The organism is Streptomyces sp. V3I8, from assembly GCF_030817535.1.
Taxonomy (GTDB): domain Bacteria; phylum Actinomycetota; class Actinomycetes; order Streptomycetales; family Streptomycetaceae; genus Streptomyces.
Genome location: NZ_JAUSZL010000002.1, coordinates 276,462 through 289,616 on the forward strand (window position 1 = coordinate 276,462; position 13,155 = coordinate 289,616).

The 13,155-nt window shown below is 71.0% G+C and carries 6 protein-coding genes; 1 reads left to right on the plus strand and 5 read right to left on the minus strand.

What is annotated here, in order from left to right; translation table 11 throughout:
* Positions 1-31: 31 nt before the first annotated feature.
* Together QFZ75_RS01385 and QFZ75_RS01390 are read right to left on the minus strand one after the other, a co-directional pair.
* A complete protein-coding gene (locus QFZ75_RS01385; RefSeq protein WP_307533395.1) occupies positions 32-1,045 on the minus strand; it encodes a LacI family DNA-binding transcriptional regulator in 1,014 nt (337 codons plus the stop codon).
* A 67-nt stretch (positions 1,046-1,112) separates the two neighbouring features.
* The gene (locus QFZ75_RS01390; RefSeq protein ID WP_307533396.1) at positions 1,113-5,396 is read right to left on the minus strand and encodes a discoidin domain-containing protein; all 4,284 of its coding nucleotides are present in this window, start codon (positions 5,394-5,396) and stop codon (positions 1,113-1,115) included.
* A 477-nt stretch (positions 5,397-5,873) separates the two neighbouring features.
* Here QFZ75_RS01390 and QFZ75_RS01395 point away from each other — a divergent pair, with 477 nt between their 5' ends.
* The gene (locus QFZ75_RS01395; RefSeq protein WP_307533397.1) at positions 5,874-9,317 is read left to right on the plus strand and encodes a CARDB domain-containing protein; all 3,444 of its coding nucleotides are present in this window, start codon (positions 5,874-5,876) and stop codon (positions 9,315-9,317) included.
* A 39-nt stretch (positions 9,318-9,356) separates the two neighbouring features.
* Here the strand turns inward: QFZ75_RS01395 and QFZ75_RS01400 are convergent, their stop codons facing one another.
* The 3 genes from QFZ75_RS01400 to QFZ75_RS01410 form a co-directional block, all read right to left on the minus strand.
* Positions 9,357-10,175, minus strand: a complete 819-nt coding sequence (locus QFZ75_RS01400; protein WP_307533398.1) for a DeoR/GlpR family DNA-binding transcription regulator — start codon at positions 10,173-10,175, stop codon at positions 9,357-9,359.
* Positions 10,176-10,260: 85 nt separating this feature from the next.
* Complete coding sequence (locus tag QFZ75_RS01405) at positions 10,261-11,619, minus strand: gluconate:H+ symporter (RefSeq protein ID WP_307533399.1); 1,359 nt, start codon at positions 11,617-11,619, stop codon at positions 10,261-10,263.
* Positions 11,619-13,025, minus strand: a complete 1,407-nt coding sequence (locus QFZ75_RS01410; RefSeq protein WP_307533400.1) for a homoserine dehydrogenase — start codon at positions 13,023-13,025, stop codon at positions 11,619-11,621. Before QFZ75_RS01410 ends, QFZ75_RS01405 begins: the two co-directional genes overlap by 1 nt.
* Positions 13,026-13,155: the final 130 nt, after the last annotated feature.

Genomic DNA, 13,155 nt, shown 5'->3' on the forward strand with positions numbered 1-13,155 from the left:
GTCCGGCCGCACCGCGCTCGGGTCGTACGGACTACCCCCGGGGGGCCTGCGTCGTCGAGCCGCGGACCACCAGCTCCGGCTCGAACAGCAGCTCGCCGGGCTGGACCTCGGCGCCCTGGATCTGGGCGCACAGCAGGTCCACCGCGGCCCGCCCCATGGCCTCGACGGGCTGGCGCACCGTGGTCAGCGGGGGTTCGGTGCAGTTCATGAAGGCGGAGTCGTCGTAGCCGACGACGGAGACCTGCTCGGGGACGGCGAGGCCGCGCCTGCGGGCCGCCCGGATGGCACCGAGCGCGAGCGGGTCGCTGGCGCAGATGACGCCGGTGACACCGCGCCCCAGCAGGCGGGTCGTCGCCGCCTGGCCGCCCTCCAGGGAGAACATCGACCGTTCCACGTACGCGTCGGGCAGCGATCCGCCGGCCGCTTCGGCGGCGGCCCGGGCGGCGGCCAGCTTGCGCCGGGAGGGAATGTGGTCGCCGGGACCGAGGACCACGCCGATGCGCTCGTGCCCCAGCAGGGTGAGGTGGCGCCAGGCCTGCTCGACCGCCACGGCGTCGTCGCAGGAGACGCAGGGGAAGTCGAGCCCTTCGATGGGGGCGTTGATCAGCACGACCGGGATGCGCCGTTCGGCGAGCTGCCGGTAGTGGTCGTGCGGCGCATCCGCCTGCGCGAACAGGCCGCCGCCGGCGAACACCACACCGGACACGTGCTGCTGGAGCAGCAGTTCGACGTAGTCCGCCTCGGAGACGCCGCCCTTGGTCTGCGTGCACAGCACGGGGGTGAGCCCCTGCTGGGCCAGCGCGCCGCCGATGACCTCGGCGAACAGGGGGAAGATGGGGTTCTGCAGCTCGGGCAGGACCAGGCCGACCAGCCGCGCGCGCTCGCCGCGCAGCTGGGTGGGACGCTCGTAGCCGAGGACGTCGAGCGCGGTGAGCACGGACTGCCGGGTGGCGTCCGAGACCCCGGGCTTGCCGTTGAGGACCCGGCTGACCGTGGCCTCGCTGACTCCCACCTTCTTGGCTACCTGAGCAAGTCGTCGCGTCATGAGCGCAAGGCTAGCGCAAGCCGCGCAAACGGCTTGCGCCAACCTTGGAGCCTCCTTCCGGCCGGTGTCAGGGGTTGACGTTGATCTTGAAGGTGGAGGTGGTGTTGCGGACGTCCACGGCGTTGCCGCCGAACCTCAGGCCGTTGAAGGTGACCTCACCGACCGCCGGACCCTGACCCTGTTCCGGCAGCTCGTTGGCCCACAGTCCGAAGCCGGACTTCGCGTCGTAGGCGTCCCCGCTCCTGCGGGCCCCCGTGATCGAGATGTCCGTGAGGACCGTGTCCTTGATCGGGTTGATCGGCCGCCCGCCCGTGTCGTACTGGGTCTGGAACATGATCCCGCTGTAGGTCGGGTCCACGATGTCCACGTCGTTGACGCGGATGCCCTGGAAGACCTTCGAGGCGGAGAACAGCCAGATGCCGGGGAAGGTCTGGTTGCCCCAGAAGTGGCCGCCGGAACGGACCACCGAGACGTTCTCGACGGTCGTGGGAGAGGTGCCGAACCCGTTCATCGGGTAGCCGAAGTCCAGCGAGCTGATCGTGATGCCCGAGTAGACCAGGGTGTCGGCGATGTGGATGTTGCGGAACGTGTTGTCGTAACCGCCGTAGACGGCGACGCCCGCGGCCCGCCAGGTGAGGATCGAGGTCAGGTTCTCGTAGAGGTTGTCCTTCATGTCGGCGCCGCCCGCGTCGATCGCGGAGAACAGCGCGAAGCTGTCGTCGCCTGAGGCCCGGGACTCGCTGTTGACCACGCGGTTGTCCGTCGAACCGTTGGTCATGTTGACGCCGTCGGCGAACGTGTTGCGGATGCGCGCATCGCTGATCGTCACACGGTCGGTGTTGGCTCCCCAGTAGAGGCAGACCATGTGCTCGGTCCAGGTGTTGTCGATGACCATGTCCGACACGTTCGCGAAGTCGAACACCTTGCCGGGCCCGTCGATGCGGGAGGTGTAGTTGCCGAAGTAGGCGAAGTTCTTGAACGCGGACCCCTTGGCGGAGTTCTCCGCCCGGAAGCCGATGTCGGTGTTGTCCTGGCCCGACGGGGCGTGGAACTGCGTGTACCAGGGCCCGGCGCCGACCACCTGCACGGCCTTGCCGTAGACCTGGAACTTGCTCGACGTCTCGTAGTCGCCGGGCGGCAGGTAGACCCCGGTGAGCTTGCCGGTGGTGTCCATGCGGACCCGGTCGAGGGCGTTCTGCACGTCCTGGTGCCCGAAACCGGCCGGGACGGCGTACGCGGCCGGGTCCGGGTTGGCGACCGGCGCGACCTTCTCCAGACTGACGAAGTCGATCGCGTAGCGGGAGGTGTTGGCCGTGTCCTTCTGCAGCCGGATCTTCGCGCCCTCCGGGACGGTCTCGCCCAGCATCAGGTGCGCCTCGTCGTAGATGTGGCGCGGGGCACCCGCGGACGGCGAGTTGCCCGGTCCCGACTCCGCCCCGTACAGCCAGGCGTACTTCGAGGTGAGCGGCAGCGCCTTGCGGAAGGTGCCGTCGACGTAGACGTCGAGAGTGGCGTCGATCCCGCCGCCGCCCGCGGAGTCCGGGATGGAGAAGCGGGTGACCAGCGTGTTCGTGGCGGCCTTGGTGGTGAACTCCACGTACTCACCGGTGCTGTCGAGGGTGACCGCCTTACGGCCCGACGCCTCGCCCGCGAGGTCGCCGACGGTCCGGTTGGGCCCGACGGTGGCCGCGCCGCCGCCGGTGGTGCCGTCCTCCGCCTCGTACATGTCGTAGGGCATGTCGGCGCCGCGTCCGACGAACAGGGACTGGGTGGCGCTGTTGTTCTCCCGCTTGACCGGGAGTTCGTTGGCGTCGGCGGCGACGGTGGTGCGTACCGTGTACGAGCCGTTGGCGGCGGTCCAGGTGCCGAGCGTGACGGCCCCGCTCGTGGCACCCGCGGCGATCGTGCCGTCGTACGAGCCGGTCAGGGTCCGCACGGTGGCGCCCTTGGAGTCGACGAGCGCGACGGTGAGACCGTGCGCGCCGCCCGCCGAGGCGGTGGTGCCCTGGTTGCGCACGGCGACCTTGAAGGTGACGGTGTCGCCGTCCGCCGGGCCGGACGGTGTGGTGGTCGGGACCGGCACCAGGTCGGAGCTGCTGACCGGCCGCACGACGAGTGGAGTGGGGCTGGTGTAGGTGTTGTTGGTCTCGTTCTGCTCGATGACCGCTCCGGCTTCGTCGGCCACGGCGCTGAGCTGATAGGTGCCCGCGTCGCGTGCCCCGATGGAGGCGCTGACGGTCCGGGTCGCGCCGGCCGCGAGGGCGGCGACGGCCGCCGTGGCGACCTTGGTGCCGCCCAGCCGCAGTGCGAGGGAGCTGGCGGGTGCGGCGGCCTCGCCGCTGTTGCGGACGGTGGCGGTGAGGGTGATCTCGTCGGACTCGACCGGTGAGGCGGGCGCGGCGGTCAGCGCGGTGACCTCCAGGTCCGGGTTGGGCGCCGCGGTGCCGATCACCTGGAACTCGGCGAGCTGCCCGGCCGGCGCGCCCGTGTTGGAGGTGAAGCGCAGCTGCACGTCGGCCACGCGCGCGGTGACGGGCACGGTGACGGTGTTGCCGCTCGACGGGCTGAAGGCGTAGTCCTTGGCGGCGACCAGACTCGTGTGGCCGGTGGCGTCCTGCTCGCGGCCGAGGACCTGGATGTTCTGGGTGCGGGCGCCCCAGGAGCTGTCCGGGTTGAGTTTGAGGACGAGCGAGGAGACGTCGGCGTTCGCACCGAGCTTCACGGTGAGGGTGGCGGGGTGACCGGAGCCCTCCCAGTAGGTGGAGGTGCTGTTGTCGTTGGCGTTCTCGGCGGCGAAGGTGTGCACGGTCGAGGAGGCCGTGATCGGCTTGCCGACCGCGAGGTTGGAGCCGGGGCCCGACGTGCCGTTGCGGGTCACGGTGTTGCTGTTGCCGGAGACGTTGCCGGCCGCGTCCTTGGCCCGCACGAAGTAGGAGACCGTGGCACTCGCGGAACGGTTGTCGGTGTACGTGGTGACCGCGCCGCCGACCGTGGTGAGCAGGCTGTTGTCGGCGTACACCTCGTAGCCGGTGACGCCGGTGTTGTCGCTGGAGGCGTTCCAGGCGAGCCTGATCTGCCCGGCGGCCGGTTCGGTGAGGGCCAGGTTCGCGGGGGCCGTGGGTGCCTGGGTGTCACCGCTCTCCCCGCGGCGGGTGACCGTGTTGCTGTTGCCGGAGACGTTGCCGGCGGCGTCCTTGGCGCGCACGAAGTAGGAGACCGTGGCACCGGCGGGACGGTTGTCGGTGTACGTGGTGACCGTGCCCGCGACGCTGGTGAGCAGCTCGTTGTCGGCGTACACGTCGTAGCCGGTCACGCCGGTGTTGTCGTCGGACGCCTTCCAGGTCAGCCGGATCTGCCCGGTGGCGGGCTCGGTGTAGGCGAGGTCCGCGGGCGCGCCCGGCGCCTGGGTGTCGCCGGTCGCCGGCCCGTAGACCTCGAGTTCGGACAGCTGGGCGGCGGGCTGGACGGTGTTGGCGGTGACCAGGACCCGCACGTACCGGGTGGTGGTCGCGTCGAAGGAGACCGTCACCGAGTTGCCGTTCCCCGGGGCGAACGCGTAGGCCTTGGAGGCGGTCAGGTCGGAGAAGTCCGCGCCGTTGGCACTGCCCTGGATCTTCAGGGTCTGGCTGCGGGCTCCCCAGCCGTCGGGCAGCCGCAGGACGACCCGGTCGACGCGCACGGAGGAGCCGAGGTCGGCCTGGATCCACTGCGGCAGGTCGTTGTTGCGGCTCTCCCAGTAGCTGGCCTTGTTGCCGTCGGCCGCGTTGGCCGGCACATACGTCTCGTTGTGGCTGGCGGCGGTGAGGGTGCGGCCACGGGCCAGGTTCACCGACGAGTCACCGGCCTCGCGGACCTCCAGTGCGGAGAGCTGGGCGGCCTGCCAGCCGGTGTTGGCGGTGATCTCGATGCGTACGTGCCGGGTCTGCGTGGCGGGGAAGGCCACCGTCACGGTGTTGGCGCTGCCGGGGCTGAAGGCGTACGAGGCTGAGGACTTCAGCGTGCTGAAGCTGGTGCCGTCCGCGCTGCCCTGCACGGACAGGGTCTGGCTGCGGCTCTCCCAGCCGGTCGGCAGTTTCAGCACCACCTCGTCCACCCGGGCGGTGGTGCCCAGGTCCGTCTGGACCCACTGGGGCAGGCTGCTCCCGGCGCTCTGCCAGTACGTTCCCTGGTCGCCGTCGGTGATGTTGCGGGCCGCGTACTCGGCGTGCGAACTGCTGGCGGTGGCGGGCCGTCCGGCGGCGAGGTCGGGCCCGGCGGCCGCGGCGGCGGTCAGTACGGGCAGGCCGAGCAGGAACAGGGCGGTCGAGAGGACGGCGGCAATCCCCCGCCATCCCCGGCGTTGAGGTCTCATGTGTCCCCGATCTCCGTCCCGGTCCGGGTCTGGGCGGCGCCGGGGCGACTGTGTGAGTGGGTGTCCGTCGCGCTCTAATGTGCGGAAGTGGCGCCATCTTTTGCGACGATCGATCAGAGAGTTGCAGACACCTGCCGATACGTCTATGGCGTGAACACGCCTAAATCGCGGTCCGTCCACCCTGCTTCAGCAGGCACGGCACCGCATCGGCCACTTGCGTGCGGATCGTCATGAAAGCGCAAGTGGGGCCGCAAGTGATGCAAGCCGTTTTCACCTCAACTACCGCTGCTACCGGGACCGTTGACAAAGCGGAGACGGACTAGAACTCTGTTGGCACAGTTTCCGCAAAGAATCGACTGAGCAGCTCAATTTGCGCGCAACGCCGGTGCATTCCTCGACGGACGCTCCCTCCTTCCCCCCGTGCCTGCCCCGGCCCGCTCGACGCTCTCCCGCTCCCCCACGGAACAGAGGACCCCCATGAGATGGAGACCCCCAGGCCGCCGGTCACTGACCGGCGCCGTCATCGCCGCGCTCATGACGACCGGGCTGATACCGCTGGCCTTCACGCCGAACGCCCTGGCGGCCGCTCCGGCCGGGGCCGAGCGGCCGAAGGCGGCGGCCGCCGTCAACCTCGCGCTCGGGCGGCCGGCCACCGCGGGCGGTGCGAACGGCCCGTACACCGCCGGGAACGTCACCGACGGCGCCCAGGCGTCCTACTGGGAGGGGCCGACCGGGTCCTTCCCGCAGTGGGTCCAGGTCGACCTCGGCGCCACCCGCACCGTCGACCGGGTGGTGCTCAAGCTTCCCGCCGCCTGGGAGAGCCGCAACCAGACGCTGTCACTGCAGGGCAGCACCGACGGCTCCGCCTTCCGCACCCTCGCCGCTTCGGCCGGCCGGGCGTTCGGCCCCGCACAGGCCAACACCGTCCCGATCGACCTCGCCTCCCCCGCCGAGGCGCGCTACGTCCGGGTGAACATCACCGGGAACACCGGCTGGAACGCCGCGCAGCTCTCCGAGCTGGAGGTGATCGGCGACGACGGCGGCACGACCCCGCCGCCCACCGGCACCAACCTGGCCCGCAACAAGCCGGTCGAGGCCACCTCGTCGGTCCAGTCGTACGTCGCCGCCAACGCCACCGACGACTCCACCTCCACCTACTGGGAGGCGGCGGGCCACCCCTCCGACCTGACCGTGAAGCTCGGCTCCGACGCGGACGTCAGCGCCGTCGTGGTCAAGCTCAATCCGGACCAGGCGTGGGGCGCCCGCACCCAGGCCGTCCAGGTGCTCGGCCGGGCGAACTCGGCCAGTGCCTTCACCTCGCTGCGCGACCGCGCCGACTACGCCTTCAGCCCGTCCAGGGACAACAACTCGGTGACCGTCCCGGTCACCGGCCGCGTGTCCGACGTACGACTGCGGTTCTTCTCCAACACCGGGGCGCCCGGCGGCCAGGTCGCCGAGTTCCAGGTCGTCGGCACCGCAGCGCCCGCGCCCGACCTGACCGTCACGGGACTGGACTGGACGCCCGCCTCCCCCTCCGAGCGGGACGCGGTGACCGTGAACGCCACCGTCCGCAACGCGGGTACGGCACGCTCGGCCGCCACGACCGTCGAGGCCAGTCTGGAGGGCACGGTCGCCGGCAGCGGCAATGTACCCGCGCTCGACGCGGGCGCGTCCGCCACCGTGGCCGTCGCCGCGGACACCCGTCCGGCCGGTGACTACTCGGTCTCCGCGGTGGTCGACCCGCGCGGCACGGTCGCCGAACTCGACGACGGCAACAACAGCCGCACCGCCGCGACCCGGCTGGTCGTCGGGCGGGCTCCCGGCCCCGACCTGGAGGTCGGCGGCATCACCACCAGCCCGGCCAACCCGGCCGTCGGCTCGTCCGTCTCCTTCACCGTGGCCGTGCACAACCGCGGCACCACCGCCGCGGCCGGCTCCGTGACCAGGCTCCAGGTCGGCTCCACCACGCTCAACGGCACCACCGGCCAGATCGCGGCCGGAGCCACGGCCAACGTGGCGATCAGCGGGACGTGGACGGCGACCGGCGGCGGGGCTACTCTCAGCGCGACCGCCGACGCCACCGGCGTCGTCGACGAGACCAACGAGAACAACAACGTGTTCGCCAAGTCCCTCGTGGTGGGCCGCGGCGCCGCCGTCCCGTACACCGAACTGGAGGCGGAGGACGGCCGTTACCAGGGCACCCTCCTCACCGCCGACGCCAAGCGGACCTTCGGGCACACCAACTTCGCCACCGAGTCCTCGGGCCGCAGGTCCGTCCGCCTGAACTCCACCGGTCAGTTCGTCGAGTTCACCTCGACCACACCCTCCAACTCCCTCGTGGTGCGCAACTCGATCCCGGACGCCGCGAGCGGTGGCGGGGCGTCGGCCACCATCAGCCTGTACGCCGACGACACCTTCGTACGGAAGCTGGACCTGTCGTCGAAGCACAGCTGGCTGTACGGGACCACCGACGACCCCGAAGGGCTGACCAACACCCCCGGCAGCGACGCCCGGCGGCTCTTCGACGAGTCGCACGCGCTGCTGACGCAGACCTACCCCGCGGGCACCAGGTTCCGTCTGCAGCGGGACGCGGGTGACACGGCCGCGTTCTACGTCATCGACCTGGTCGACCTGGAGCAGGTCGCGCCCGCGGCCGACAAGCCGGCGAACTGCACGTCCATCACCGAGTACGGGGCCGTCCCGAACGACGGACTCGACGACACCGACGCCCTCCAGCGGGCGGTCACCGCCGACCAGAACGGCCAGATCTCCTGCGTGTGGATCCCGTCCGGCCAGTGGCGCCAGGAACAGAAGATCCTCACCGACGACCCGCTGAACCGCGGCCAGTACAACCAGGTCGGCATCCGGGACGTCACCGTCAAGGGCGCGGGCATGTGGCACTCCCAGCTCTACACGCTCACCCCGCCCCACCAGGCGGGCGGCATCAACCATCCGCACGAGGGCAACTTCGGCTTCGACATCGACCACAACACCCAGATCTCCGACATCGCCATCTTCGGCTCGGGCACCATCCGCGGCGGTGACGGCAACGCCGAGGGCGGTGTGGGTCTCAACGGCCGCTTCGGCAAGGGCACGAAGATCACCAACGTGTGGATCGAGCACGCCAACGTCGGCGTGTGGGCCGGCCGCGACTACTCCAACATCCCCGAACTGTGGGGCCCCGGCGACGGGCTGGAGTTCTCCGGCGTACGCATCCGCAACACCTACGCCGACGGCGTCAACTTCGCCAACGGCACCCGCAACTCCACCGTGTACAACTCGTCCTTCCGCAACACCGGCGACGACGCGCTCGCCGTCTGGTCGAGCAAGTACGTCAAGGACACCTCGGTGGACGTCGGCCACGACAACCACTTCCGCAACAACACGATCCAGCTGCCGTGGCGGGCCAACGGCATCGCGGTGTACGGCGGTTACGGCAACACCATCGAGAACAACGTCGTCGCCGACACCATGAACTACCCGGGCATCATGCTGGCCACGGACCACGACCCGCTGCCGTTCTCCGGGCAGACCCTCATCGCGGGCAACGCCCTGCACCGCACGGGCGGCGCGTTCTGGAACGAGGACCAGGAGTTCGGCGCCATCACGCTCTTCGCGCAGGGCCAGGACATCCCGGGGGTGACCATCCGTGACACCGAGATCCTCGACTCGACGTACGACGGCATCCAGTTCAAGACGGGGGGCGGCACGATGCCGGGCGTGAAGATCACCGATGTGCGGATCGACGGGTCCAGGAACGGCTCGGGCATCCTCGCGATGAGCGGGGCGCGCGGCAGCGCCGCCCTGACGAACGTCACGATCACCGACTCGGCCGAAGGGAGCGTACTGATCGAGCCGGGGTCGCAGTTCACCGTCAGCGGCGCACCCGTCGGGGCGTCGGCCGCCCGGATGAACCGCTGACCGGCCGGACCACCGGACCACGGGTCCCCGGCTCCGCCGTCACGGGGCCGGGGACCCGCCGTCCTGCCGGGGATCCACCTGGTGCAGTTCGGTTCCGCAGGCGCGTACGCCCTCGGCCGCCGCCTCGGCCAGCGCGCTGTCGGTGATGACCGTGTCGAACGTGCCGAGGGCGGCCACCCGGTACTTGCCGAAGGTGCCGTACTTCGAGGATCCCGCGACGAGTACGGACGTACCCGTGCACTCCATGGCCGCCTGCTTGACCTCCACCTTGAGTTCGGAAGGGGTGGTCACGCCGCGCAGCAGGTCCCATGAACTGGTGCTGATGAACGCCACGTCCAGGGCGAGCTGGCGCAGGACGGTGGCGGCCAGCCGGCCGACGCTCGACCGGTTGGCGGGCTCCACCTTGCCGCCGACGTGGATGACGTCGAGGTGGGGGGCGGTCATCAGCCGGTCCACGGTCGTGAAGTCGTTGGTGACGACGGTCAGCGCGGTGTGGTGCACGAGGAAGGGAACCATGGCCGACAGGGTCGTGCCCGCGTCGAGGTAGACGGTCATGCCGTCCTCGACCAGGCGCGCGGCCCTGGCGGCCATGGCGTGCTTCTCGGGCTGCTCGATGAGCGTCTTGGCCTGGTGGGTGGGTTCGCTCTGCAGGTGGCTGGCGATCCTGGCGCCGCCCGGCACCGAGAACACCTGCCCCTGGCGCTCGAGTTCGGCGATGTCGCGGCGCACCGTCATGTGCGAGACGCCGAGGAGCTGGGTGATCTGCTGGACGCTGAGCACTCCGTCACGGCGCAGGTGCTTCAGCAACTGCTCGCGCCGCTGGTCGGGGATCAGCGGGAGGGAGCGTTCCTCGGCCATCGTCGGTGGTCCTTTCCGTTCTCTCACCAGGTCGTCGCTGGCGATTGTGCCCCTGTTCGGGCGTCCCCCGCTCGGCCCGGGGCGGTCAGCCGCCGACGAAGGTGCTGAGCAGCAGCACTCCGCCGAGGCTGAGCAGCGACTGCAGGGACAGCATCAGTGTCCAGGTGCGGAAGGTCTGGGACACCGAGAGCTGGAAGTACTCCTTGAAGAGCCAGAAGCCCGAGTCGTTCACATGGGACAGCATGACCGCGCCGGAGGCGGAGGCCAGCACCATCAGTTCCGGGGAGAGCCCCGGGTAGGCGCCGAGCAGGGGCGCGACGATGCCGGTGGCCGCCGCGGTCGCGACCGTCGCCGAGCCGAGGCAGATCCGCAGCAGCGCGGCGACGAGCCAGGCCAGCAGCAGCGGGGGTATCGACCAGTCCACGGCGTAGTCCGAGATGAGCTTGTCGATGCCGGTGGCGGTCAGCATGGCCTTGAGGCCGCCGCCCGCGCCGAGGATCAGGACGATGCCGCCGACCGGCCCGAGGCCCTTGCCGGCCATCTTCTGGAGCTGTCCGAGTCCGAAGCCGGAGCGGACGCCCAGGGCGAAGAAGGCGAACACGACCGCCGCCAGCAGCGACAGCACGGAGGAGTCGCAGGCCTCGAAGAACGCGTACGGGAGCGTGCCCTCGGCCGTGTGGGACGTGCCGACCGTGCCGATCAGCATGAGGACCGGGGGCAGCAGCACGGTGATCAGCGCGAGCGTGAAGGACGCGGGCCGCCGCCGGCTGTCGGGCAGCGGCTCCGGCTCGGGGACGGGCCCCTTGTCGAGGTCGGGGGCGGGCCCGAACCAGCGGCCGGCGACCTTGGTGAGCAGCGGGCCGCTGACGACCGCGATCGGGATGCCGATGATCAGGCCGTACAGGATGGTCAGGCCGGTGTTGGCGCCGTAGGCGGAGACGGCGAGCGTCGGTGAGGGGTGCGGGGGCAGCAGGCCGTGCGAGATGTAGAGACCGGCCGCCATCGGCAGTCCGACGTACAGCAGGTGGGTGTGCGTGCGCTTGGCGACCGCGTACACGAGCGGGACGAGCATCACGAAGCTGACGTCGAACAGGTGCGGCATGCCGATGAGCAGGGCCGCCGCGGTGATCGCGGTGGGGATCCACTTGACCGGCCGCGCCCCGATGAAGACGGTCGCGATGCGGTCGGCGCCGCCGGAGCCCAGCAGGATGCCGCCGAGGATGGTGCCGAGCCCGATGGTGGGGCCGGTGCTCCTGAGCGCGTCGCCGAAACCGTTCTGGAAGAACTCGACGGTCTTGCCCGGGCCGATCCCGGCGGCCAGCCCCAGACCCAGCGCGGAGATGCTCAGCGCCAGGAAGGGGTGCAGCTTCGCCTTGGTGATCAGCAGGATCAGCACGACGACGGCGGCAGCGCCGAGGAGCAGATGCTGGATGTCCGTGTCCATCAGCGGACCTTCTCGGTGGCGGTGGCGGTGGCGCGGGAGGCGCGGCCCAGGGTCCAGGCGCGCAGCAGGTCCTCGTCGGGGTCCGCGAGGTCGGCGAGCCGGACGAGTTCACCGGCGGCGACCGGGTGGGCGAGCGTGCAGTGGGCGGCGAGGTAGAGCGGGGCGACGTCGTCCGGCGTGTCCTCGTCGCGCAGCAGCACGGCCTGGACGCCGGTCACGTCGTGGTGGTGCCCGCCCATGGCCAGGACGGTCCCGGCGGGCAGGTCCTGCCGGGCGCGGCCCGCGAGTGCGGCGTGGGCGCGCGGGTCGGTGCCTCCGGAGGGGCGGTGGTGCAGGACCGCGGAGAGCAGGGAGACCGGGGTCTCGACGCCCATCAGGTGGTACGGGAGGTAGATCGCGGCGTAGCGGCCGTCGCGGCTGACGACGTGGCCCTTGCCGCGCAGGGTCTCCCAGGTGACCTGGTCGCCGGTGCGGACGACGACGAACACACCGCCGGCGAAGGACGCCTCGCCGGGCAGTCGCAGCGCGCTGAACACGTCGACGGCGCCGGTGCGGTGGAGCAGTCCGCCGTCCTCGCGCAGCGCGTAGACGTCGGCGAGCTCGGCGATGCGGGCGACCGGGTAGTGCAGGCGATCGACGTCGGGGCGGAAGCCGGTGTTCGTGGCGACGACGGCCATCTCGCAGTAGTCGGCGGTGGCCCCGACCGGCAGCGCCGCCACCGCCTGCGCGCGGGCGGCGAGCGTGCCGGGGACGTCGTCGCCGAGGGTGAGCAGGCCGGCGAGTTCCGGGGCGGGGACGGTGGTGTCGAGCTGGGTGACCGTGCCCTCGTCCGGGTCCAGGACGAGGTCGTACTCGCTGGACTTGCCGATGGCCACGATGTCGAGGCCGAGCAGCTCGGCCCAGGTCACCAGGCCGATGAGGTTGGCGGGCTGGTCGCCGTCCGCCGTCGTGTAGGTGACACCGTTGTCCCCGGCCAGGTCCGCGAGGTGCAGTCCGGCGACGGAGTCGACCTCCTTGCTGACCATGGCGACGTGGCGGCCCGCGGTGAGGGCCTCGCGCGCCATGGCGTAGCCGTCGGCGGGGCTGCCGGTGGCCTCGACCAGGATGTCCCAGGGCGCGGCGGACAGCAGGGTGCCGTCCGGGACGAGGGCGACGCGTCCTGCCCGCGCGGCGGCGGCCACCTCGTCGGCGGTGGTGCAGACAGCGAGGTCGCGGGCGCCGTATCCGAGCTCGCGGAGCATCGCCTCGAGGCGGGGCACGTCACGGTCGCACAGGACGGCGGGGGCCAGGCCGGGGATGCGGGGCGTCTGGGCCAGCAGGGTCCGGGCGAAGCCGCCTCCGGCTCCGGACAGTGCGTAACGCACGATCCGGTCGCCGGTGTCGGCGAACAGGTGGTGCAGGTTCATGGGCCCCTCCTCGATGACGAGCGCGATGCGTGATGCGCGATGCGTGATGCCGTGATGTGCTCCCGGCGATGTGCTCCCGGCACGGGCGGACTCGTCGGCGGAGCGACGGCCACGGAGGAGCTCATTAACA